Below are 23,373 nucleotides of genomic sequence, written 5' to 3' on the forward strand. Positions count from 1 at the left end.
CTTTGTGAACGTTCGCGCCCTCCTTGTCAATGTTGTTACAGTCCGCTTGTGGAGAAGATGTACGCGGGCGCTCGCCTGCGCCAGCTGCGCGAAGACCGGTCCATGACCCAATCCGAGCTGGCCAGACTGCTGGAGATCTCGCCGAGCTATGTCAACCAGCTCGAACACAACGGCCGGCCGCTCACCCTGCCGGTGCTGCTCAAGCTCACCGAGACCTTCGGCGTCGACACGGAGTTCTTCGCCGCCCGCGACACCGCACGGCTGATCGCCGACGTACGTGAAGTGTTCGACGACAACACCGTCAGCGGTGCGATCTCCGCCGGCGAGGTCGACGCGCTGACCACCACGCTGCCCGAGGTGGCGCGGACACTCGTCGCGCTGCATCGCCGTTACCGGGAGGCGGTGGAGAACGTCGCCACCCTGGTGACCGAGCAGGGGCTGGACCGCTCGACGGCGCAGCAGCCGCACGAGGAGATCCGCGACTGGTTCTACCTGCGCCGCAACCATGTCGCCGAACTCGACGCCCCAGCCGAGAAGCTCGCCGCGGAACTGCGGCTCCATCCAGGCGAGGTCCGAAGTGGACTGGCGACCGGCCTGCTGGAGCGCCACGGCGTCAAGGTCACCGCCGAATCCCTCGGCCCGGACCAGCACCACTTCGACCCACGCCGCAAAACCCTGCGGCTCTCCCCCGCGCTGCGCCCCGGCCAGGCCGCGTTCCGGCTCGCGTCGGAACTGGCGCTGTTGGAAGCGGGCGAGGTGATCGACCGGCTCGTCGAAGACGGGAAGTTCAGCGGCGACACCGCGAGGCGGCTCGCGCGGATCGGCCTGGCCAACTACTTCGCGGGCGCTGTCGTGCTGCCGTACCGTGTGTTCCTCGGCGCGGCGGAGCGGTATCGCTACGACATCACCCGGCTGTCCGACCACTTCGGCGTCGGTTTCGAGACGGTCTGCCATCGGCTGTCCACTTTGCAGCGTCCGGGGACACGCGGCGTGCCGTTCTCGTTCGTCCGGGTCGATCGCGCGGGCAACATCTCGAAACGCCAGTCCGCCACCGGTTTCCACTTCTCCCGTGTCGGCGGCTCGTGTCCACTGTGGATCGTCTACGAGGCTTTCGGGTCACCGGGCCGGATCCTCACCCAGATCGCCGAACTCCCGGACGGCAAGAAGTACTTCTGGCTCGCCCGCACCGTCTCCCGCGCCGCGGGCGGGCACGGTGACCCCGGCAAGACGTTCGCGATCGGGCTCGGATGCGAACTCCGGCACGCCAAGCGGCTCGTCTACTCCGACGGCCTCGCGCTCGGCACCGGCGCGGCCGTGACCCCGATCGGGATGGGCTGCAAGGTCTGCGAGCGGCCCGCCTGCCCGCAGCGCGCCTTCCCGGCGATCGGGAAGCCGATGCGGGTCGACGAGCATTCGTCCAGTCTGCTGCCTTATCCACCGCTCGGCTGAGGCCTACGCCACAACCTCGACATAGTCGGACTTCCTACTTTATGGTGTCCACAGGTCTGCGGTGCAGGGAAGCCGGTGAGAATCCGGCGCGGTCCCGCCACTGTGACCGGGGAGCGGCGCTCCCGCAGAGAAGGCCACTGGCGCGAGCCGGGAAGGCCGGAGCCGCCGCGGATCCGGGAGCCAGGATACCGGCCGCAGATGTCCGTGTTCGTCCACGAGGATGGAGCTGAACGCATGCGGATTCTTCCTGCCTGCGCGAAAGTCGCCGACCCGCCACCACCCCGGCGGTAAGTCGTCCGTACTCCCCTGCCCGGCCGCCGATCGCGGTCCCGGGCGGCTCCGTCCTGCGCACTTTCGGAAAGGGCATCCATGAGCACCGAACTCAGTCACTTCGTCGGCGGCAAGCCGGTACCGGGCACGTCCGGCCGGTTCGCCGACGTCTTCGACCCCAGCACCGGCGCCGTCCAGGCCCGGGTCCCGCTCGCCTCGGCCGCCGAGGTCTCCGATGTGGTCTCCGACGCGGCGCAGGCCCAGCTCGACTGGGCCCGCTGGAACCCGCAGAAGCGGGCCCGGGTGCTGATGAAATTCGTCGACCTCGTCCGCGCCGAAGAGGACTCCCTCGCCCGGTTGCTCGCCTCCGAGCACGGCAAGACCGTCCCCGACGCGCGCGGTGACATCCAGCGTGGTCTCGAAGTGGTCGAGTTCGCCATCGGCATCCCGCACCTGCTCAAAGGCGAATACAGCGACAGCGCGGGCACCGGCATCGACGTCTACTCGATGCGGCAGCCGCTCGGCGTGGTCGCCGGGATCACGCCGTTCAACTTCCCCGCGATGATCCCGCTGTGGAAGGCCGCCCCGGCGATCGCCTGCGGGAACGCCTTCGTGCTCAAGCCGTCCGAACGCGATCCGTCGGTCCCGCTGCGGCTGGCCGAGCTCTTCCTCGAAGCCGGTCTGCCGCCGGGTGTGTTCAACGTGGTCAACGGCGACAAGGAGGCCGTCGACGCGCTGCTGACCGATCCCCGCGTCGAAGCCGTCGGCTTCGTCGGCTCGTCGTCGATCGCCGAGTACATCTACACGACCGCCGCCGCGCACGGGAAGCGCGCGCAGTGCTTCGGCGGCGCCAAGAACCACCTGATCGTGATGCCGGACGCCGACCTCGACCAGGTCGTCGACGCGCTGATCGGCGCCGGTTACGGCTCGGCCGGCGAACGCTGCATGGCGATCTCTGTCGCCGTCCCGGTCGGTGAGGCCACCGCCGACGCGCTGGCCGCCCGGCTGACCGAGCGGGTCAAGACATTGAAGGTCGGCGCCTCGCTCGACGAGACGGCCGACTTCGGGCCGCTGGTGACCGCCGAGGCCGTCCAGCGTGTCCGCGACTACATCGACGTCGGCGTCGCCGAAGGGGCGAAACTGCTCGTCGACGGCCGCGGGACCACTGTGGACGGTCACGAGAACGGCTTCTTCCTCGGCGGCTGCCTGTTCGACCACGTCACCGCTGACATGCGGATCTACCGCGAGGAGATCTTCGGGCCGGTCCTGTCGATCGTCCGCGCCGCCGACTACGAAGAGGCACTCCGGCTGCCCAGCGAGCACGAGTACGGCAACGGCGTCGCGATCTTCACCCGCGACGGCGACACCGCCCGCGACTTCACCTCGCGGGTGAACACCGGCATGGTCGGGGTCAACGTGCCCATCCCGGTGCCGATCGCCTACCACACCTTCGGCGGCTGGAAGCGTTCCGGCTTCGGCGATCTCAACCAGCACGGACCGGACTCGATCCGCTTCTACACCAAGACCAAGACGGTCACTTCGCGCTGGCCTTCCGGCACCAAGGAAGGCGCCAGCTTCGTCATCCCGACGATGAGCTGAGGCCACGATGAGACTGACCGACGAACAGCGCGCCCTGCGCGAGACCGCGGCGGAGTTCGCCGCGGAACACTTCGCCCCGCACGCCATCGAGTGGGACCAGGCCAAGCACTTCCCGGTCGACGTCCTGCGCAAGGCCGCCCAGCTGGGCATGGGCGGCGTCTACCTGCCCGAAGAGCTCGGAGGCTCCGCGCTCGGACGGCTCGACGGCGTCCTCGTCTTCGAGGCGCTCGCCACCGGCTGCCCGTCGCTGGCCGCGTACATCTCCATCCACAACATGGTCGCGACCATGATCGACAAGTTCGGTGACGACTCCCAGCGCCACCGATACCTGCCTCGCCTGTCCACTATGGACGCCCTCGGCAGCTACTGCCTGACCGAACCGGACGCGGGTTCCGACGCGGCCGCGCTCTCCACTCGTGCCCGCCGCGACGGCGACGAATACGTGCTCGACGGGGTCAAGCAGTTCATCTCCGGCGCGGGCACTTCGGACGTCCACGTCGTGCTCGCCCGCACCGGCGGCCCCGGCGCGCGCGGGATCTCGGCGTTCATCGTCGAACGGGACACGCCCGGCGTTTCCTTCGGTCCCAACGAGATCAAGATGGGCTGGAACGCCCAGCCCACCCGGCAGGTGATCTTCGAAGACGCCCGAGTCCCGGCTTCCGCGCTCCTCGGTGAAGAGGGCTCCGGCTTCCGGGTCGCGATGTCCGCGTTGGACGGCGGCAGGCTCAACATCTCGGCCTGTTCCCTCGGCGGCGCCGAGGCCGCGCTCGGGATGGCCGTCCGGCATCTGTCGGAGCGTTCGGCGTTCGGCGAGAAGCTGTCGGAGAAGCAGGCGTTGCAGTTCCGGCTGGCCGACATGCGCACCGACCTCGAAGCCGCCCGCACCCTGCTCTGGCGGGCCGCGGACGCCCTCGACCACGGCGAGGACACCGCGACCCAGCTTTCGGCGATGGCCAAACGCTTCTGCACCGACACCGGGTTCGAAGTGGCCAACCAGGCGCTGCAACTGCACGGCGGTTACGGCTATCTCGCCGAGTACGGGCTGGAGAAGATCGTCCGCGACCTGCGGGTGCATCAGATCCTCGAAGGGACCAATGAAATCATGCGCGTGATCATCTCGCGCCGGATGCTGCAGGAGGCTTCGTGAACGACGTCGGATTCCTCGTCCACAGTGGAATCGGCCGGATCACGCTGAACCGGCCGCGGGCGCTGAACTCCCTGAACCACGACATGGTCCTCGCCATGCTCGACCACCTCGAAGCATGGCGCTCCGACCCGTCGGTCCGCGCCGTGCTGATCGACGGCGCCGGTGACCGCGGGCTCTGCGCGGGCGGCGACATCCGCGCCATCTACGAGGACGCTCGCACCGGCGGCACCGCGTCGCTGAAGTTCTGGGCCGACGAGTACCGGTTGAACGCGCTGATCTCGCGCTACCCCAAGCCGTACCTCGCGCTCATGGACGGGCTCGTGATGGGTGGCGGTGTCGGCGTCTCCGCGCACGGCAGCCACCGGATCGTCACCGAACGCTCCCGCGTCGGCATGCCCGAAACCGGTATCGGCTTCGTCCCCGACGTCGGCGGCACGTACCTGCTGTCGCGGACGCCCGGTGAACTCGGCACGCATATCGCCCTCACCGCCGGATCGATCTCGGGCGCCGACGCCATCCACTGTGGACTCGCCGATCATTTCGTCGCCAGTGAACGGATCCCGGACCTGCTCGACGCGCTCGCGTCCCGGACCCCGGACACCGCGCTGGAGCTGATCGCCGAACCCGCGCCGCCGAGCGCGCTGGCCGAGGACGCCGACTGGATCGACCGCTGCTACGCGGCCGACACCGTCGAGGAGATCCTGACCCGGCTCCACGCGAGCGGTGACGCGGCGGCCACCGCCGCCAAGGAGATCGAGGCGAAGTCGCCCACCTCGCTGAAGGTGACCCTGCGGGCGCTCCGCAGCGCCGCGGCGCTGCCCGACCTGGAAGCCGTGCTGGCACAGGAGTTCCGGATCTCGGCTCACGCGCTCTCCTCGGCGGAATTCGTCGAAGGGATCCGGGCGCAGATCATCGACAAGGACCGCTCCCCGAAGTGGTCCCCCGCCACTCTGTCCGAAGTGGACGAGGATCTGGTCGACGCCTACCTCGCCGATCTCGGCGACGCCGAGTGGGTGGCCCGATGACGATCGCCTTCCTCGGCCTGGGCAACATGGGCGGTCCGATGGCCGCCAACCTGGTCAAGTCCGGTGAGACCGTCCATGGCTACGATCCGGCTCCCGGCGCGCGTTCCGAGGGCGTGGCCAGGTTCGACAGCGCGAGCGCGGCCGTCGCGGCGGCGGACGTCGTCGTCACGATGCTGCCCAGCGGCAGGCACGTCCTCGACTGCTACCGGGAGATCCTGCCGTCGGCGCGGCCCGGGACGCTGTTCGTCGACTGCTCCACCATCGACGTCGCCGATGCCCGCCAAGCCGCCGAACTGGTGACCGCGGCCGGTCACCGCGCCGTCGACGCACCGGTGTCCGGCGGGGTGGTCGGCGCCGAAGCCGGGACTCTGACGTTCATGGTCGGCGGCGACTCGCAGGCGTTCGTCACCGCCGAGCCGTACTTGGCCATCATGGGCGCCCGGGCGATCCACTGTGGATCTTCCGGCGCCGGTCAGGCGGCGAAGATCTGCAACAACATGATCCTCGGGGTCTCGATGATCGCCGTCTCGGAGGCGTTCGCCCTCGGCGAGGAACTCGGCCTCACCCATCAGGCGCTGTTCGACGTCGCCTCCACCGCGTCCGGCCAGTGCTGGGCGCTGACCACCAACTGCCCGGTGCCCGGCCCCGTCCCCACCAGCCCCGCCAACCGGGAGTACACCGGCGGATTCGCCAGCGGCCTGATGCTGAAAGACCTGCGCCTGGCCGAATCCGCGGCCCGGGACAACGACGTCGCCACCCTGCTCGGCACGAGGGCCGCGGAACTCTACGCGGCGTTCGTCGAGCGGGACGGCCCCGGCCGGGACTTCTCCGCCATCGTCACCGCCGTCCGGGACGGCCTTCTCACCAAGGAAATCACCGCATGAGCGAGTACGAGACCATCACCGTCGAGCGCGCGGGCGACCGCGTCGCCCTGATCACCCTGAACCGGCCCAAGGCGCTCAACGCGCTGAACCTGCGGGTCATGCGCGAAGTCACCGAGGCCGCGGCCGGACTCGGCGAGGATCCCGAGGTCGGCGCGATCGTGCTCACCGGCTCCGCCAAGGCCTTCGCGGCGGGCGCGGACATCAAGGAGATGCAGCCGCAGTCGTTCAGCGACGTCTACGCGGCCGATTGGTTCGCGGGCTGGGACGCGCTTTCCCGGGTCCGTGTCCCGCTGATCGCGGCGGTCTCCGGGTACGCCCTCGGCGGCGGCTGTGAACTGGCCATGATGTGCGACGTCCTGATCGCGGCCGAGAACGCCAAGTTCGGCCAGCCGGAGATCACCCTCGGCGTCATCCCCGGCATGGGCGGCTCCCAGCGGCTGACCCTCGCGATCGGCAAGGCCAAGGCGATGGACCTGTGCCTCACCGGCCGCATGATCGACGCCGCCGAAGCCGAACGGTCGGGACTCGTCTCCCGCGTCGTCCCCACGGAGAGCCTGCTCGACGACGCCCTGGCTGTCGCGAAGAAGATCGCGAGCATGTCGCGTCCCGCCGCGATGATGGTCAAGGAGGCCGTGAACCAGGCCTTCGAATCCGGGCTCGCCGACGGCCTCCGCTTCGAACGGCGCCTGTTCCACGGCACCTTCGCCACCCAGGACCAGAAGGAAGGGATGGCCGCGTTCACCGAGAAACGCGAGCCGAAGTTCCTTCACTCCTGACCGGTGATCGACCGATAGAGCGGCCGCAGCAGGGCGGTCACCGATTTTCCGTCCACTGTGGACTTCAGTGGCGGGACCTCGTCGAGCAGCCCCAGCGGGTCCCCGGCCGGCGGTCGTCGCGTGTTCGTGACGTCCCCGGCCGGGCCCCAGCCGAAGAAGTCGTCCATGACCTCGTCCAGGCCGGGCGTCCCGTCCTCGGCCGAGGGGGCCGTCACGCGGGCGCCCGCCTGCCGTCCGATCTCTTCGAGCAGCGTCGCACGTTCGCGCCCGCGGAGGGCGAAGATGGCGAACGGGTCCGTCTCTTCCGCGAGCGCGATCAGCCCGGCGACGAGGTGATCGCACGGGACCCGGGTGCCCGGGCAGGTGCAGTCCAGCGACAGCTCCCAGCCCGCCTCGGGGAACAACGGCACCTGCTCCGCGGCGAAGAACCTTTCGACGTCGTCCGGGACCTGGCCGTCGAGCAGCGCCGTCGTGGTGGCCCCGTCCGCGACCACCGCGGCGATGACCGCCGTCCACACCTGCTTGCCGAACGTCGGCAGGCCGATACGGACGTCGTAGAAGCGCTGCCGCGTCACGCGGACGCGGGCGACGGCCGCACCGGGCGCGATCGTGAGCGTGTCGACCCGGCAGGGCGGGATCAGTCCTTTGTGGACGCCGAGGTCGTCGAGCGCCCGGCGGAATCCGTCAGTCACCGGCCGCCTCCCGTCCCAGCGCGAAGACCTCGCGCAGCGACGCGGTCGACAGTTCGGTCAGCCAGTCCTCCCCGTCGGTGACGACGAGATCGGCCAGCGCCTCCTTCTTCGTGATGACGGCGTCGATCCGTTCCTCGATGGTTCCCGGGCAGACGAACTTCCTCACCTGGACACTATTCCGCTGGCCGATGCGGAACGCCCGGTCGGTGGCCTGTTCCTCGACCGCCGGATTCCACCACCGGTCGAGATGCAGCACGTGGGTGGCAGCGGTGAGGGTCAGTCCCGCTCCCCCGGTCTTCAGCGACGCGAGCAGGATCGACGGGCCCTCGCCCGATTGGAAGTGCTCGACGATCGAATCACGTCGACGCTGCGACAATCCGCCGTGCAGGAAGGCGATCTTCACGTTCAGCCTGCTCGAAAGGTGCGGCACCAGCAGGTGCCCGAACTCGGCGAACTGGGTGAAGCACAGCGCGCGATCGCCCGAGTCCAGGATCTCCGCCAGAAGTTCTTCGAGCCGGTTGACCTTGCCGGAGCGCGCTCCGATCGGCGAACCGTCGTGCAGCAGATGCGCGGGGTGATTGCAGATCTGCTTGAGCTTGGTGATCGCGGCGAGGATGTTGCCGCGCCGTTTGACCCCGGCGCTGTCGGCGATCTTGGTCATCATCTCGTCGACTGTCGCGCGATACAGCGTCACCTGCTCGCGGGTGAGACGGTATTCCTGGAGGATCTCGATCTTCTCGGGCAGGTCGGCGAGCACGGTGGGATCGGTTTTGAGGCGCCGCAACAGGAACGGCCGGGTCAGCCGCCGCAGCTCGGTCGCCGAGGCGAGGTCGCCCAGGCGCTCGATGGGAACCTCGAACCGCTCGCGGAACTCCTGCCTGCCGCCGAGGACGCCGGGGTTGAGCAGATCCGAAAGCGACCACAGGTCGGCGAGCCGGTTTTCCACCGGTGTCCCGGTGAGCGCGACCCGGTGACCGGCGGGGATCCGGCGCAAAGCCTGCGCCGGGCCGGTGTTCTGGTTCTTGACCGCTTGCGCCTCGTCGAGCACGAGCCGGTGCCATCGGATGCCCGCGAGCTCGTCCGCGTCACGCGCGGCGGTCGAGTAGGTGGTGACGACGAGATCCGCGCCCTCGACGCGCACGTGACCACGATCGGCACCGTGATGGATGCGCACGCGCAGGTCCGGCGCGAATTTGGCCGCTTCGCGCCGCCAGGTCCCGAGCAGCGACATCGGACAGACGAGCAGCGTCGGACCGACGGCGTCTTGTGCCCGCTCGGTCGCTTCGAGGGCGAGCAGCTGGACGGTCTTGCCCAGCCCCATGTCGTCGGCGAGGCAGGCGCCGAGCCCGATCGACGTCATGAACGAGAGCCAGGCGACGCCGCGACTCTGATAGGGCCGCAGGGTCGCCAGGAAAGTCGGCGGTGGCTCGACCGGCTCGATGGTGCGCTGGACCCGTCCGGCCAGGAAGTCGTCGATCCAGCCGTCGGTCGTGATCTCGGTGACCGGCAGCGGCGCTTCGAAGCCGCCGCGCAGCAGAGCCAGCAGATCGGCGGGGGTGGGCAGCGGCGGTTTCTCGCGGTCCGGGTCGCGGCGCAGGTACTCGAGACCGGCACGCAGCAGGTCGGGGTCCACGCTCACCCACCGGCCGCGCAGCCGCACCAGCGACGACTTCGCCTCGGCGAGCCCGGCGAGTTCCTCGTCGGTCAGAGCGTCCTCTCCGACCGCGAGCGACCAGCGGTAGGAGGCGAGCTGGTGGCGGCCGAGCCGGTGCACGGCGGCCTGGTCGACGGGCGCGCCGCGGACGGACAGCTTCAGCGCGAGCTTCCGCCTGCCACCCCAGCTCGCCGGGAGCTGGACGTCGAAGCCGGCCGCGACCAGCTGTTCCGCGCCGCCGTCGAGGAATTCCACGGTCTCGGCGACGGTGAGGTCGTAGGTGCCTGGTTTCGGGGTCTCGACCGCCGGCCCGAGCAGCGGCAGCACTCCCGCGGCCCGCTCCAGCTCCGCGGTGAACAGGCCTTCGGGATCGGTGAACTTCGCGCCCGCCTTGCCGGACCAGACGTCCTCGGCCGGGAGCAGGAGACTGGGGTCGGCCGCGGAGCGCAGGAGGAAACGCAGCTGCCACTTGGTCCCGTCGCCTGTCTGGTCGTCCGGGTCGTCGGCCGGTCCGTACAACGTCGGGACCTCGTCGAGCCGGAGGCAGACGGTGCCCTCGCCGAGGTCGGTGTCGCCGACCTCGTCCCACGCGGCGATGCCTTCGGCGACGATCCCCATGCGTCCCGGCGTCTGGCTGATCCGGTCGTCGGCGCTCTTCAGCGCGTGGAGCCAAGACCCGAACGGCCCTTCGCGCCCGTCGCTTTCGGTCGCGTGACCGGCGGCGGCCAGTCGCTCGCGGACGGCGGCGTCGACCAGCGTGTGGAGCGCGTCGGTCACGAGCGCCGCCGGATCCGGTCCGGGGTGTTCGGCCCGGCCGACCGGCGGGGTGGCCGCGATCAGCGCCCGGAGCCTGACCGCGTCGCCGCCCCGGGCCACCGGCCGCCAGCGCGCCCGCGCCACGATCTCGTTCCGCACCAGGGTGGGGAGCACCCGGCCGCGGCGCACCAGGTCGTCCGCCAGCCGGACGACGGCGCGGAGATGACGGACGGAAGTTCCGTAGCTGACGGTGTCGGCCAGGTCGCCCAGCTCGGAAGGGTCGATCAAAAGCGCGGGTACCGACCAGGGTTCCAGCGTGAGTTCCGTCTGCGGACGGCCGCGCGGGCCGAGTTCGGGTGAGGCGACCGGACCGCCGCGCCGCGACGGCAACAGCAGGACAGCCGACGCGGGCTTCCCGGGGTGCAGCGTGGTGAGGTCCGCGACCGACGCGGCGAACGGATGCGGCCGGGCCGCGCTCGACGGCCGCATCGACGTCGTCGCCGGGCGGTCGCCGTGTTCACCCCACAGCACGATCCCGCGGCCCCGGGACCACAGGCCGTGCACGACGAGTGGCGACATGATCCCCCTTCCGCGGTCTGGTCCCTCCAGCATGCCCGGGACCGGTCAGCGTCCGATCAGCGAGGGTCACACCATCGTGTAGCTAGGCGGCGATCCTCGGCTCTTCTAGCCTGATGAGCTAGTCCCCACACGGAAGCGATCACTCGATGACCGACGGAGAAGCACGCGCCGGCGTGCTGTCCAAACGCGCGCTCGTGATCGCCTCACACGCCGTGGAAAGAGCCGCGCTCGCCGAGGGCACGGACGAGAACATGGTCGTTCTCGCGCTCTTCCAGCGCCTGCCCTACTTCGAGCGGGAACGCGAGGTCTATGCCAGGATCGCCCGGCGCGCCGCCGTGACCGTCGTCGGCATGGTCGACTCCGGCCGCCCGGACCTGCCGCACGGTGTGACCCCGGTACTGCTGCGCGCCGAGGAGAACCTCGCCCGCGAATGGTCGGTCGCGGTGCTGACCCCGACCTTCGGCGGTTCGGTCGTCGCCCAGGATCTCGACGACGTCGACCCGTCGGCGACGTCGGTCGAAGCCGCACGGCGTTTCCAGGGCCGCTGGGGTTTCCGTCGCGACGAGGCCTACGCCGAGGTCGTCCGGCTGCGCGACGCGCTCGGCGATCGTCTTCCGCCCACCGCGCGGATCAAGATCGACGAGGTCCTGAAGAGTGTGACGACCCCCGCGGCGGCGCCGGTGGAGAACCGCGCGGAAGCGGCTTTGCGCCATCTCGCCGGGAGGCTGGAGCGGCGGGCGCCGTCGAAGCCGGAGGAACCGGCCCTCGCGACCGATCCCGACACCGGGCTGGCGACCATGGCCGGGATCTCGGGCTGGCTGGGCGCGTCGACCGACACCGTCCCGCTCGGCCTGATCCTGATCACCGTCGACGACCTCGACGAGGTCGGGCGGCGCCACGGCAACCGGGTCAAGATGCACACCGAACAGAACATCGCCGATCTGATCCGCGAGGACCTCCGCCCGCTCGACCGCGCGGTCCGGCTCGGCAACGCCGAATTCCTGCTCGTCCAGCCCGCGCTGGAATCGGCCGATCTGACCGAACGCAGCCTGCGCCTGGAACGGCGGCTCGGCGCGCTCCACACCACCTACCCGTTCGTCGACCTGCACCCGCGGACGACGACCATGCTCACCCGGAAGCGGCCGCTGCCCGTGAATTCCCTGCGCGCGCAGCTGAAGCAGGTGCCGACAGCGGTGCTGTGGCCGCCCAGCCACGGCATGCTCCCGACACCGAACGGCAACGGTTCGCCCTGGTTCCACTGATACGGTCTCACCGGTGAAAACCGTCCTGGACGCGATAGATCCGCGCGAGGCTTTGACGATCCTCGGCCCCTCGAAGGCCAAGATCCGAGGCGGCGACGCGTCCGACTCCGGCGCTGTCTGGCCGGAACCGCTACTGCGCGCGCGAGCCGACGTGCTCGCGAAGTCCAAGGCAGACGGTGGCGGACTGCGGCCCGCGTGGCTGCGCTACAGCGGCAACTTCTACCGGAACGTTGGCAGCGAGCTGGGCGAGGCCGCCGGAAGCGGGCGGCTGCTGATCCTCAGCGGCGGCTACGGAATCCTGCGCGCCGATGAGCCGATCCCCTACTACGACCGGAAGCTGAGGCTCAGCGACTGGCCGACCGGCGTGCTCGAAGACGCCGTCATCGACGAGGCCCGGCGGATCGGCGCGACCAAGGTGGTCACCTTCGTGTCCGCGAGCGCCGATTACGCGAAGCTGGCCCGGCGGATTCCCTGGGGTTCCACGGAAATCGAAGGCGTGCTGGTGACGATCGACTTCCACGGGGGCGGCGCGCAAGTCGAGGTACCCCGGCGGCTGGCCCAGGCCTTCGGCGCGTGGTGGCGCCGCTCACCTTCGGACTACCCGCCGGGCATGGTCGTCGAGGTACTTGACTGATCCCGCCTCCGCGTTCACGGCCAGCGCGCCTCGGAAAGCGTGCGCGCGGCACGGAGGAACGCCTTGCGGTCGGCGGCGGGAAGCTGTCCGAGCAGACGTTCCTCCTGCTCCTGGATCTGCGCTTGAGCCGACCTCCGCGCGGCACGGCCGTCGTCGGTGATCCCCAGCAGCCGGACCCGGCGGTCTTTCGGGTCCGGCTCGCGCGTGATCAGGCCGTCTTCCTGGAGCGTGTCGAGGGTGCCGATGATCCGGGTCTTGTCCGCGCCGATCGCCTTGGCGAGCGCGGCCTGAGTGCGAACGGGACCGTCGTCGAGGGCGCTGAGCACCACGTAGCCCCACATCGTCAACCCGTGCTCCGCCAGCACCGGCGTCTCGGCGTTCATCAGCCTGCGCATCAGCCCGCCGAGCATCGCCGCGAGATCCGGCCTCCCTTGCTCCGCCATGCGCAGACCATACCGACCGAAGTCACGGAATCGGTTGACGAACTCGTACGCATATGTAGATGATATGCGTATGCCTATCGATGAACTCCGCTTCCTCGACGCCATCGTGACCCGGACGAGCCTCGACCTCGTCGCCAAGATCACCCCGGCGGACCTGACCAAACCGACCCCGTGCAGCGCCTGGACCCTGCACGGCCTGCTGGCACACATGGCCACCCAGCACCACGGCTTCGCCGCCGCGGCCGACGGTGAGAGCGACCTCGGCTGGCGACTTCTCCCGCTGGGCGACGATCCCGTCGAGACCTATCGCACCTCGGTCAACCGGGTGCTGAACGCCTTCGTCCCCCACGACCTCGCCGACCGGAAGTTCGCGCTTCCCGAGTTCTCCACCGAAGTCACCTTCACCGCGGAGCAGGCCCTCGGTTTCCATTTCGTGGACTACCTGGTGCACTCCTGGGACGTCGCCAAGACCCTCGGCCTGCCGGTGAAGTTCGAGCAGGAGGTGCTCGACGCGGGGCTGAAGTTCGCCGAGTCGATTCCAGACGGGCGGAACCGGACCGCACCGGGCGCCGCTTTCGGCCCGGCAGTGGCCGCGACAGGACCGTCCGATCTGGACACGATCGTCGCCCTGCTCGGCCGCTCACCCTCGTGGCCGGACGTCACACCTCAGGCTTGACCGGTACCAGCTCGACGGAGTGTTCAGCGACGGGCGATGAGCATCTCGATGCCGTCCAGGATGCGGCCGAGACCGAACTCTATGTCGGCGTCCTCGATGCCTTCTTCGCTGTACGCCTCGCCGGAGACCACGGCGGCAACGCGTGTATAGCCGCGCCTCTGAAGATGTGGCCCCAAGAACCCGCTCAGCGCCCGGACTTGCTCGGGCGGGCTCGCGTTCACGTCCCGCAGCAGGGAAGCGGTGCTGCGCACCCACCCGTCGACCAGGACGGCGCAGCCCATCACGTCCTGGGTTCCCAGACCTGAGCCGGACATCCCCTCCAGGAAGTTCTCCAGCCACCCCAGAAGATTCGGCGTACTCGGCGCGCGGCGCACCGGCAAGTCGATCAGCCACGGATGGCGGCGGCTGCGTTCCAGGAGCGCGCGGGCCCAGGCGGTGACCGCGGCGCGCCAGTCACCGGACGACGGTTTCGGCGGCGGACCCCACGCCGCTTCGGCGACGAGGACGAGCAGTTCCTCTTTGGAGCTCAGGTAGCGGTAAAGCGCGTTCGCGGTGATCCCGAGACGTTTGGCGATCGACGGCATGGACAGTGCCGCGTAACCCTCCGCGTCGGCCTGTGCGATGGCCGCGTCGACGATCTGGTCGAGGCTGTACCCCGGCTTCGGCCCGCGCCTCGGCGCCGGGGCATGCCCCCAGGCCAGCGCGGTGCCCGGCGGCAGCAACTCGATCTCGGCGTCGTCCATCCGGGCATTGTTGCATCCAAAACAGGTAAAGGCATACACTGTTCATGCCATACACAGTTAAATCTGGAGTTGGGGGATCGACCATGACCGAACCGAACAGGCGGAACGTGCTTCGGGGGGCCGCCGCGCTGGCCATCGGCGGAGTCGCCGCGACCTATGGGAGCACCGGGTCCGCCGCCGCTCAGCCTCTTTCGCCCGCCGCGGCGAAGGAGCGTTTCCCTTTCATCGAGGGTGCTTTCGCGCCGGTGAAGGAGGAAGTGACCGCGTTCGGACTGCCGGTCACAGGCCGGATTCCGAAGGACCTCTGCGGGCGGTACCTGCGCACCGGGCCGAACGTCCTCGGACTCGAAGACCCGCGCGCTCACCACTGGATGATGGGTGAGGGGATGGTGCACGGCGTCCGGCTGCGTGACGGGAAGGCCGAGTGGTACCGCAACCGCTGGGTGCGTTCGTCCGGTGTCGCGGCGAAGCTGGGCGAGCGATACCCGTGGCCGGTGCCCGCCGAAGACTTCGCGCCGAACACGCACGTGATCAGCCACCACGGCCGCATTCTCACCTTGCAGGAGTCCGGCGCGCCGCCGTACGAGCTCGACGGCGAACTGAACACGTTGGGGCCGTTCGACTTCGGTGGCTCGCTGGAGGGTTCCTACACTGCGCACACCAAGTTCGACGCCCACGCCGACGAACTGCACGCGGTGACCTATCACCCGACCTGGGACCACGTGCGGCATCTGCTGGTCGACCGAACCGGCCGCGTGGTGCGGACCACCCTGATCCCGGTCACCGACAGCCCGATGATGCACGACTTCGGGCTCACCGAGAACTACGTGGTCGTCTTCGACGTGCCGGTCACCTTCGACCCGCGCCCGGGCAAGGTCGTGCCCTACAAGTGGAACACCGAACACCCGGCCAGGGTGGGGGTGATGAAACGCGACGGCGGTCCGGTCCGCTGGTTCGGGGTGGATCCCGTGTTCTACTCGCACACGCTCAACGCCTACGAACAGGGCGACACGGTGGTGGTCGACCTGACCACGATGCCGGCGCCGTTCGAGGTGGCGGGCAAGCAGGGCTTCGGCGGCCCGTCGGCGTCGGGCCCGCCGGTGCTGGAGCGCTGGACGATCGATCTCGCGCGGGGACGCGTGCGGCGCCGTGTCCTCGACGACCGGCCGCAGGAGTTCCCGCGGGTCAACGAAAGCCTGGTGTCGCGGCGGCACCGGTACGGCTACTCGGCCTCGCCGGGCGAACTGTTCGACGTCTACCTGGACAAGCCCGCCAACTCCTTCGGCAACGCGTTGATCAAGCACGACCTGCGGAGTGGACGTTCGGAAGTCCACCGCTTCGGCCGAGGTGCCGACGCGAGCGAAGCCGTCTTCGTGCCATCGGCTCGGAGCAAGGCGGAGGACGACGGCTACGCCCTCGCTTACGTGAACAACCCTGACCGCGGCGCCTCGGATCTGGTGATCCTCTCGGCGCAGGACTTCACCGCGAAACCGTTGGCCCGCATCCACCTGCCGAGGCCGGTGCCCTTGGGCTTCCACGGCAGCTGGGTCGCCGACTGAGTGCCAGGGCGGTCGCCGGGTGCCCGGCGACCGCCCTTTGGTTCACACCCCGGTGAGCACCTCCTCCAGTGCGGCGCCGGTGTCCGGATATCGCTCCAGCAGCGCCAATCCGGTCGGTGTGGCACTCCCCCACGGTTCGTCGCAGCCCAGCAGGCCGGCCACGGCGTCACAAGCCGCCGGATGCGCCGCCAGCAACGCCAAGCCGCCGCCCCCGGCCTTCCTGGTCACCGCGAGCGGTTCCGGCTGGGCCTTCCAGGGCGGAACCCATTCGTCGAGCGCAGCGAGCCGTCCGGGGAAGATCCGCCCGGCTTCACGCACGATCAGCGGCACCAGCTCGGCGCCCCTCGACCGGAGCGTGGTGATCAACGTCGGCAGCCAGGGCAGCAGCAGCCTGTCCGGGAGCTCGGCGAAGGCGTTCGACATCGCCTCGACGACGAAGTCGGCCAGCCCCGGCGCGGGTTCCAGCGCGTGGACGAACCCGCTGAGGTAGCGCGGATAAGCGGGCAGCACCATCGGATTGGCCAAGAGCTCGGCGCACCGCTCACGCAGCTCCGCACGCGAGAGGGTTCCGAGCTGGACCTGTGCCGCCCACAGCAGCGCCACCTTCGACGGCTCCTGTGGATGCGATCCGGCGATTGACAACTCCAGCTGGGTCCGGTCGCAGCCCAGTGACAGGGCCAGCGCCTCCATGCTGAACAGGAAGCCGAGCATCGCGGCGACCTGTTCGACACCGGCCTCCTCGTCGGCGAACGCCGCCGGAAGCAGGGTGCAGTAGTGCGCGTACCCCGTCCTGACGAAGTCCTCGATCCACTTCGGCAGCACCGGCTCGCTGGTCCGGTAGTGCGCCAGCAGCCTCCGCACCCGCCGCAGCACTTCCGGCGCGCCGTCGACGGTGCGTTCGGTGGCCAGCACCTCCAGGGCACGCGTGCCCAGCTCCCCCGCCAGCCGGGCGCTGCGCAGGTAGAGCGTCGCGTCCTCGACTGCGCCGAGCACCTTCGCCGCGGTGGCCTGCGGGTGATAGGCGGCGCGCCGAAGCCGTTGTTCCAGCACCTGTTCGATGCTGACGCCCTCGTAACCCAGCTCGATCAGGGCTCGCTGATGGGTGCCCAGCGCCAGATCCCACGACTCCTGGATCGGCCGTTCACCGAGCCGCCGCTCCCCCATGATCGGCCGTGCCGCGCCGTGCGGCATCAGATACCTCAGCATCCACAGCAGGTCGGAGCACGGCTCCAGCTCCGGCCGCGAGGCGATGTCGAGCAGGGCCCGCTGCACACCGCGTTGCTGCAGCTTGAGGTTCAGCGGCTCCAGCCTGTCGTGCACGTCGCGCGCCAGCGGTGGCAACGCGTCGTAGCCGACCTGGCCGATCCGGTCGCCGCCCATCATGATCTCTACGAGTCGGCGCACGTCGCGCCTGCCGGGCACGACGTCCTTCTCGATGCAGGTGACCGCCGCGTCCTGGAAGTCGTACGGCGTCGGCTTGGCCCTGTCCCGCAGGCCCGCCAGCAGGATCGAGGTCTCGAACACCGCGATGGCGTCGGCCGTCGAAGACAGGTAGCCGTTACGGCGGGCTGCCCGCACGATCTCGACCGACCAGCCCAGCAACTCGGCCTCGTCCAGCTTGTCGAGGACCGGAGACCGTTGCAGGAAGCCCGAAAGCTGATCCGATGCGACGGGATCCGTCGTGGGCGCGGGCAGCTCCGCGGCCTTCTTCCGCTTCGGCCCGCCCACCTGTCCTTCCAGCTGGAACTGCTTCACCTTGGTGCGCTTGAGGTTCTTCGCCCATTCGGTCGCGGCGATCGACACCGATCCCCCGGCGAGACCGAACTGAGCTTCGATCGACGCGTGACTCGACGGGATCAGCCCGTACTGCCAGGTGCTCCCGCTGCGCGGGCTGATCACGAACCCGTCCGTCCCCTCGACACCGAACTCCGCGACCCGGCTGGCCGCGTGGAAGGCGCCGCAGATGTAGAGGCAGTCCGCCGGATCCGCGCCCGACGCGGCGAGATGCTCGCGCATGCGGGTCCACATGTAGCGCTCGCGGTCTTCGTCCACCCGCACGCGGCGGGTGTCCCCGGGCGCGAGCCGGCGGAACAGGCTGCCGATGAGGAACATGACCTGGCGGTAGGTGTCGTGGTCGCTGTCGCCGAGCGGCAGCTCGACGTACTGGTGCCACCACTCCGACCAGTGCCGCACCCGCCCGTGCCGCAGCAGGTGTTCCTCGAGTTCGGCGAATCGGGGCCGCAGGTCGCCGATCTCCACACCCACCGCGTCGCCGTGCAGCGCGGCCTCCTCTTCCGCGGGCGGCGCGTCCGGATCGGGCGACGGCTCACGCTCGTCCCATTGGAAGACGTGATCCGCCGACCGGTCGACGAGGACGAGTTCGACGCCCGGGGTGTCGAGGGCGTACGCGATCGCCTGGTACTCCGCCGAAGCCTCGGTGATCGGCGCGACCACCGACAGCGGTGCCCACTCGGCGGGGAATCCCTTCACGTCGGTCGCGAAGGCCTGAACCGCCACGGGAAGGCGGCAGTTGCGCAGCTCGGTCAGCAGCGGTGCCATGTCCTCGCACAGTTCGAGGTACACCACCTTCGGCTGCTTCTCCCGCAGCCGCCGCGCCATCGCCACGGCCGAAGCCGGGGAATGGTGGCAGACCGGGAAGATCTCCAAGGGCTCCCGTACCGCGCGGTCGACGTCGTCGACGAGCCCGAGCAGGATGCCCTCCAGAGCGCCGGGCCCGTCGGCGAAGGCGGCCGCGGCCTCCTGCAACTGGCCGCGTAACGCCTCGAAGGCGCCGCTCACGAGAGGGTGGCGATCGTGTCGCGGCCGCCGTCGAGGAACTCCGGCCAGTCCCCGCCCTCGTCCTTGCTGCGCGGCTCGACGACGCCGTGCAGGTACTTGTTGAGGATCGCCAGGTCCTCCGGCTCACGCCGGGCGAGCGAGCCGACGAGCGAGGACGCGAGCGTGCGGGCGGTCAGCGCGCGTTCCCCGAAGAAGTTGCTGTGCAGGACCGCGTCTTCGAGCACGCCGATCTGTTCGGCGGTGGACAGCGCGGACTCCAGCTTCTCGTCGTCGCTGCCCGCGGCCGCCGCCGCGGCGCGCAGATCGCCGAAGCTGCGCAGCAGCACGTCGAGCAGTGTCGGCGGCACGTCCAGCTCGATCTGGTGACGGCGCAGAAGCTCCTCGGTGCGGAAGCGGACGATCTCCGCCTCGCTCTTCTTGTTCGTCACCACGGGGATGCGGACGAAGTTGAACCGGCGCTTGAGCGCGGAGGACAGATCGTTGACGCCGCGGTCACGGCTGTTGGCGGTGGCGATCACGGAGAAGCCCGGCTTGGCGAAGACGATGCCGTCGCTGTCCAGTTCCGGCACCGAGATGTACTTCTCGGAAAGGATCGAGATCAGCGCGTCCTGGACGTCGCTGGTGGACCGGGTCAGCTCCTCGAAGCGGCCGATCGAACCCGCCTCCATCGCCGTCATGATCGGCGACGGGATCATGGACTCGCGGGACTGCCCCTTGGCGATGACCATGGAGACGTTCCACGAGTACTTGATGTGGTCTTCTGTGGTGCCGGCGGTTCCCTGCACGACGAGCGTGGAGTTACGGGAGATCGCCGCGGCCAGCAGTTCGGCGAGCCAGCTCTTGCCGGTGCCGGGGTCGCCGATCAGCAGCAGGCCGCGGTCGGAGGCGAGCGTGACGATGGCTCGCTCGACGATGCTCCGGTCACCGAACCACTTCTGCGAGATTTCGCGGTCGAGGCCGTCGGCTCGCTCGGAACCGAGGACGAACAGACGGATCATCTTCGGGGACAGCCGCCACGCGAACGGTTTGGGGCTGTCGTCGACGGACTCCAGCCAGTCCAGTTCTTCGGCGTACTTGAGTTCGGCGGGGGCGCGCAGGACGTCGGACATTTCGTGCCTTTCGGGGAGGTTCAGGAGGTGAGGAAAGTCTTGAGTTCGTGGACGAGCTTGGTGATGTGACCGGAGATCACCGGGGTGCCGAGGTCCTTGAAGCGCTCGCGGAACCACGGGTTGACGCTGCCCCGGCCGGCGCTGGTGACCGAGCCGACCGGGATGAATTTCGCCCCGGACCGGTGGATCGCGGCCATGCTTTCGAAGAGCTGCTCGACGCGGGTCTCGTAGAAGTCGGAGATCCACACCACCACGGTGTTCGTGGGTTCGGCGATCTTCGGCTGGGTCAGTCCCATCGCGACCATGCCGTCGTTGCCGCCACCGAGATTGGTGCGCAGCAGGGTTTCGAACGGGTCGTGCACCCACGGGGTGAGGTCGAGCGCCTGGGTGTCGTAGGCGATCAGGTGGACGTCCACTTTGGGCAGTCCGGCGAAGATCGAGGCCAGTACGGCGCAGTTGACCATCGAGTCCACCATGGAACCGGACTGGTCGACGACCGCGATGAGCCGCTGTGGTGTGGTCTTCTTCGCGGTCTGCTTGTAGTAGAGCCTGTCGACGTAGAGCCTTTCCTCTTCCGGGCTCCAGTTGGTGAGGTTCTTCCAGATGGTGCGATCGAGGTCGAGGTTGCGGAAAACGCGCTTCGGCGGGACCGAGCGGTCCACCTTGCCCGTCGAGGCCTTCTCCACCTGGGTGCGCAGGACCTCCGCGATCTCGTCGACGTAGCGGCGGATCAGCGACTTGGCGTTGGCCAGCGCCACTCCGGACAGGTTGTCCTTGTCCCGCAACAACTGTTCGATGAGCGACATGCTCGGGCTCAGCTTCGCGGCGAGCGCGGGATCGGCGAGGACCTCGCGCAGATGCATCCGCTTGACGAGGTCCGCTTCGATACCGGCGAGGTCCGGCCCGATCGCCGGGAGCAGCGTGCTCAAGTCGGGAGTGCCGCCCCCACCGGTGCCGCCCAGACCGGTCGGTGCACCTCCCGGCCTGCCGCCGCGCAGCTCACCCGGACGGCACCCCAGCGCGCGCTCGAGCCAGCCCGCGTCGGCCTGCCAGCAGGACAGCTGCCCGGCCGTCACCGTGTGCGGTGCCGGGGCGAAGACGTTGAGCAGCACCTTCGACACCAGCGCCGCGCGCCGCACTTCGGCGGCCTTGTCCCGGCTGTCCTCGGTTTCGGGGACCATCAGCCCGTCGAACTCGGCGGCGAGCTCCGGATGCCGCTGGACGACCGAGTCGACCGCGACGTTCGGATCCAGCAACGCCGACGGCAAGCCGATGTCCTCGACCACGGCCACACTCGCCGATTCGAGCGCGGCCTGCTCATCGCCGTCGAAGAGCCGGGCGAGCAGCCGCCAGTACAGGACCTGACGGCGGTTGTCCTCGGAGTCGGTCATTTCCGCAACAACCTTCCGGCACGCTCGCGCAGCACGGCCGCGGCGTCGGTGGCCGCCTTCTCGGCTTTCACCCCGGCTTTGTCTTCCGTGCCTCCGGCCCAAGCGCCGGCGTGCACAGCCGTGGTCTTCTTGCGCACGGTGGTCTCCACCGCGAGCGGCTGAAGCCGGAACTCGCCGTCCCATCGGATCAGGCCGATGCACGCGCTGGAGGTCGCGATCGCCTTCGGGGTCAGCGGCCCGGCGACGGGGATGCGATCGACCTCGACGGAAAGCCGATTCCCGGCGAAGGTGAACGAGAGCGCCTCCTCGTCTCCCTCGACGCCGTAGCCCTCGAGGAAGACGGGGACCGCGATGCGCACCGGGTGCCGGTCCAGTGGCGCGACCGCCGACGTGACGGCTTTCGGCAGCACGACACGCGCGGTGGAGAACGCGTCCGCGGGCTCACCGAGGCGGGCATGCTCGTCCTGCCAGAGAAGGTCGCCCTCGGCCGTGACCGGCATGTCGACGAGGTCCATCGAGCGACCTTCGCTGACGGCCGCGAGCAGGGAAAGATGTGGGCGCAGCAACTGCCAGATGCCGGCGCCGATGATCGTGTCCGGTTTGGGCACCGTCACGCTCGCACGCACGAGCCGCGGCGCGGTGCCGTCTTCGGGTTCGAGCACGGCGTGGACCTGGGCCTGCGCCGCCGTCGCGTGTTCGAGCAGATCGACGCCCAGCGGCAACAGGCGCCCGGTGACGGTGCCCGTCGCCGGCGTCGCCGCCACGCCGGGCAGGGTCAGCAGCATCCCGCGCGACCACAGGTCGCCCCAGCGCCGGACGGGAACGCGCTCCAACGCCGCCCCCGGACAGGACGCCGCCAGTTCCGCCGCGAACCCGTCGAGCAGGACCGCCAACCGGCGCAAACCCGGTTCCGCGAGTAACGCGGAGATCACCGGAGCCGAAGCCGAAATCAGGTCGTGGTCGATGCCCTGCCAGCCGGCCCGGGCCAGATCGGACAGCCAGGATCGGGCGGCGGCCAGCAGATTCGGCGTTTCCGTCTCGGAAGGCTGTCGGTCGGCCTCCTCGTCGGATGGCCGCCCGGTCGCCTCGCCGATACGCGCGAGGACCGCGTCATGCACGGAGCCGCACACCGCGGCCCTCGCCGCGGCAAGGGAAACGAAGTGCTCCTCCCCCGCCGCCCCGGCCGCGGTCTTCTCGGCCGCCTCGGCGACCCTGGCCGCCAGCGGCGACCCCGCGACGGCATCGGCCAGCTCGGTGAGACCGGCGATCTTCTGTGGACGAAGCAGTCCGGCGACAAGCACGTCGTCGAACGCGTCGACAGCCGCCAACGCCTCGTCGAGGCCGGCGATCGGGTCGGTGAGCAGATCGGTGCGCATCACACCACCGCCCTGGTCGGCGGGAACCACTGAAGTTCCGGCACCGGCGCCGTCGACGCCGCGAACTCCAGATATGCCAAGTGCCGCAAGAACTGGCTGAACACGGACGCGGCCGCGGTGTTGTCGCCCTGCGACGGTCGCGTCGCGCTCATGGTCTGCGAAATGGCCTGCGCGGTCGGCTCCGGAACGTCGACGCGCAAGTATCGCGCGACGCGCTCGGCGCCGTACTGAAGGGTGGATTCGTTGAGCAGAGCGAGGATGTGGTTGCAGAACATGCCCCGCGCGCCACCGCAAGGCCGATTGTTGTTGGTACTACAGGCGAACTCGTACGTACTCGCCGCGACCGACGAGACGTACACGCGCCCGATGTCCGATCCGCTGGACACCACGCCCTGCACCCGTCCGTCGGCCAGTTCGACGAACGGAACCTTCGCGAGCTTGCGCGGGCGGGCAGGTGACAACACCCGGGCCGTGCTCGCTCTTTCCCAGTCTGACAACGCATCTTCTCCTTGCGGGGGTGCCTCGGTGGGGACTGGGAAGAACCTAGCGG

Annotated in this window: 19 protein-coding genes and 1 riboswitch; of the genes, 10 read left to right on the forward strand and 9 right to left on the reverse strand. The window is 69.5% G+C overall.

The genetic code is table 11. The features are described 5' to 3' along the window. Positions 1 to 48 precede the first annotated feature (48 nt). The 6 genes from CFP71_RS11420 (at position 49) to CFP71_RS11445 (ending at position 7,150) form a co-directional block, all read left to right on the forward strand. The gene (locus CFP71_RS11420; RefSeq protein WP_093933810.1) at positions 49 to 1,449 is read left to right on the forward strand and encodes a short-chain fatty acyl-CoA regulator family protein; all 1,401 of its coding nucleotides are present in this window, start codon (positions 49 to 51) and stop codon (positions 1,447 to 1,449) included. A gap of 25 nt (positions 1,450 to 1,474) precedes the next feature. Then, positions 1,475 to 1,660, forward strand: a riboswitch (cobalamin riboswitch). Positions 1,661 to 1,818: 158 nt separating this feature from the next. Then, positions 1,819 to 3,318: a CoA-acylating methylmalonate-semialdehyde dehydrogenase gene (locus CFP71_RS11425; RefSeq protein WP_093933811.1), complete on the forward strand. Its 1,500-nt coding sequence runs from the start codon at positions 1,819 to 1,821 to the stop codon at positions 3,316 to 3,318. 7 nt (positions 3,319 to 3,325) lie between these two features. After that, entirely contained in the window at positions 3,326 to 4,465 is a 1,140-nt protein-coding gene (locus tag CFP71_RS11430) for an acyl-CoA dehydrogenase family protein (RefSeq protein WP_093933812.1), read from the forward strand. After that, positions 4,462 to 5,490 carry an enoyl-CoA hydratase/isomerase family protein gene (locus CFP71_RS11435; protein WP_093933813.1) on the forward strand — a complete coding sequence of 343 codons (1,029 nt, stop codon included), beginning with the start codon at positions 4,462 to 4,464 and terminating at the stop codon, positions 5,488 to 5,490. The genes CFP71_RS11430 and CFP71_RS11435 overlap by 4 nt, the downstream gene beginning before the upstream one ends. Then, entirely contained in the window at positions 5,487 to 6,374 is an 888-nt protein-coding gene (gene mmsB, locus CFP71_RS11440; RefSeq protein ID WP_093933869.1) for a 3-hydroxyisobutyrate dehydrogenase, read from the forward strand. The genes CFP71_RS11435 and mmsB overlap by 4 nt, the downstream gene beginning before the upstream one ends. Next, the gene (locus CFP71_RS11445; protein ID WP_093933814.1) at positions 6,371 to 7,150 is read left to right on the forward strand and encodes an enoyl-CoA hydratase; all 780 of its coding nucleotides are present in this window, start codon (positions 6,371 to 6,373) and stop codon (positions 7,148 to 7,150) included. The genes mmsB and CFP71_RS11445 overlap by 4 nt, the downstream gene beginning before the upstream one ends. Here CFP71_RS11445 and CFP71_RS11450 read toward each other — a convergent pair. Beyond that, a complete protein-coding gene (locus CFP71_RS11450) occupies positions 7,141 to 7,842 on the reverse strand; it encodes an SWIM zinc finger family protein (protein WP_093933815.1) in 702 nt (233 codons plus the stop codon). The genes CFP71_RS11445 and CFP71_RS11450 overlap by 10 nt on opposite strands. Continuing rightward, the gene (locus CFP71_RS11455; protein ID WP_093933816.1) at positions 7,835 to 10,831 is read right to left on the reverse strand and encodes a DEAD/DEAH box helicase; all 2,997 of its coding nucleotides are present in this window, start codon (positions 10,829 to 10,831) and stop codon (positions 7,835 to 7,837) included. The genes CFP71_RS11450 and CFP71_RS11455 overlap by 8 nt, the downstream gene beginning before the upstream one ends. Before the next feature lie 146 nt (positions 10,832 to 10,977). Here CFP71_RS11455 and CFP71_RS11460 point away from each other — a divergent pair, with 146 nt between their 5' ends. Together CFP71_RS11460 and CFP71_RS11465 are read left to right on the forward strand one after the other, a co-directional pair. Beyond that, positions 10,978 to 12,093 (forward strand): DICT sensory domain-containing protein, encoded by a 1,116-nt coding sequence (locus CFP71_RS11460; protein ID WP_093933817.1) that lies wholly within the window; start codon positions 10,978 to 10,980, stop codon positions 12,091 to 12,093. 13 nt (positions 12,094 to 12,106) lie between these two features. Continuing rightward, positions 12,107 to 12,727: a YaaA family protein gene (locus CFP71_RS11465; protein WP_093933818.1), complete on the forward strand. Its 621-nt coding sequence runs from the start codon at positions 12,107 to 12,109 to the stop codon at positions 12,725 to 12,727. A gap of 14 nt (positions 12,728 to 12,741) precedes the next feature. Here the strand turns inward: CFP71_RS11465 and CFP71_RS11470 are convergent, their stop codons facing one another. Continuing rightward, on the reverse strand, positions 12,742 to 13,170 hold the full coding sequence (locus CFP71_RS11470) for a MarR family winged helix-turn-helix transcriptional regulator (protein ID WP_093933819.1): 429 nt from the start codon (positions 13,168 to 13,170) through the stop codon (positions 12,742 to 12,744). Between the two features lie 70 nt (positions 13,171 to 13,240). Here CFP71_RS11470 and CFP71_RS11475 point away from each other — a divergent pair, with 70 nt between their 5' ends. Beyond that, entirely contained in the window at positions 13,241 to 13,846 is a 606-nt protein-coding gene (locus CFP71_RS11475) for a TIGR03086 family metal-binding protein (RefSeq protein ID WP_093933820.1), read from the forward strand. 23 nt (positions 13,847 to 13,869) lie between these two features. On the opposite strand, the gene CFP71_RS11480 is transcribed toward CFP71_RS11475, so the two are convergent. After that, a complete protein-coding gene (locus CFP71_RS11480; RefSeq protein WP_093933821.1) occupies positions 13,870 to 14,589 on the reverse strand; it encodes a TetR/AcrR family transcriptional regulator in 720 nt (239 codons plus the stop codon). Positions 14,590 to 14,672: 83 nt separating this feature from the next. On the opposite strand from CFP71_RS11480, the gene CFP71_RS11485 reads away from it, so the two are divergent. After that, complete coding sequence (locus CFP71_RS11485) at positions 14,673 to 16,148, forward strand: carotenoid oxygenase family protein (RefSeq protein WP_093933822.1); 1,476 nt, start codon at positions 14,673 to 14,675, stop codon at positions 16,146 to 16,148. Between the two features lie 42 nt (positions 16,149 to 16,190). On the opposite strand, the gene CFP71_RS11490 is transcribed toward CFP71_RS11485, so the two are convergent. The 5 genes from CFP71_RS11490 to CFP71_RS11510 are packed head-to-tail and all read right to left on the reverse strand — an operon-like array spanning position 16,191 to position 23,320. Beyond that, on the reverse strand, positions 16,191 to 18,947 hold the full coding sequence (locus tag CFP71_RS11490; RefSeq protein WP_093933823.1) for a DUF5682 family protein: 2,757 nt from the start codon (positions 18,945 to 18,947) through the stop codon (positions 16,191 to 16,193). Beyond that, positions 18,944 to 20,056 carry an ATP-binding protein gene (locus tag CFP71_RS11495; protein ID WP_093933824.1) on the reverse strand — a complete coding sequence of 371 codons (1,113 nt, stop codon included), beginning with the start codon at positions 20,054 to 20,056 and terminating at the stop codon, positions 18,944 to 18,946. Before CFP71_RS11495 ends, CFP71_RS11490 begins: the two co-directional genes overlap by 4 nt. A 20-nt stretch (positions 20,057 to 20,076) precedes the next feature. Beyond that, on the reverse strand, positions 20,077 to 21,447 hold the full coding sequence (locus CFP71_RS11500) for a VWA domain-containing protein (protein WP_093933825.1): 1,371 nt from the start codon (positions 21,445 to 21,447) through the stop codon (positions 20,077 to 20,079). Continuing rightward, the gene (locus CFP71_RS11505; RefSeq protein ID WP_244199636.1) at positions 21,444 to 22,823 is read right to left on the reverse strand and encodes a hypothetical protein; all 1,380 of its coding nucleotides are present in this window, start codon (positions 22,821 to 22,823) and stop codon (positions 21,444 to 21,446) included. Before CFP71_RS11505 ends, CFP71_RS11500 begins: the two co-directional genes overlap by 4 nt. After that, a complete protein-coding gene (locus CFP71_RS11510) occupies positions 22,823 to 23,320 on the reverse strand; it encodes a hypothetical protein (protein ID WP_167406083.1) in 498 nt (165 codons plus the stop codon). Before CFP71_RS11510 ends, CFP71_RS11505 begins: the two co-directional genes overlap by 1 nt. Between the last annotated feature and the right edge of the window lie 53 nt (positions 23,321 to 23,373).

Source organism: Amycolatopsis thailandensis (genome assembly GCF_002234405.1).
Classification (GTDB): Bacteria; Actinomycetota; Actinomycetes; order Mycobacteriales; family Pseudonocardiaceae; genus Amycolatopsis; species Amycolatopsis thailandensis.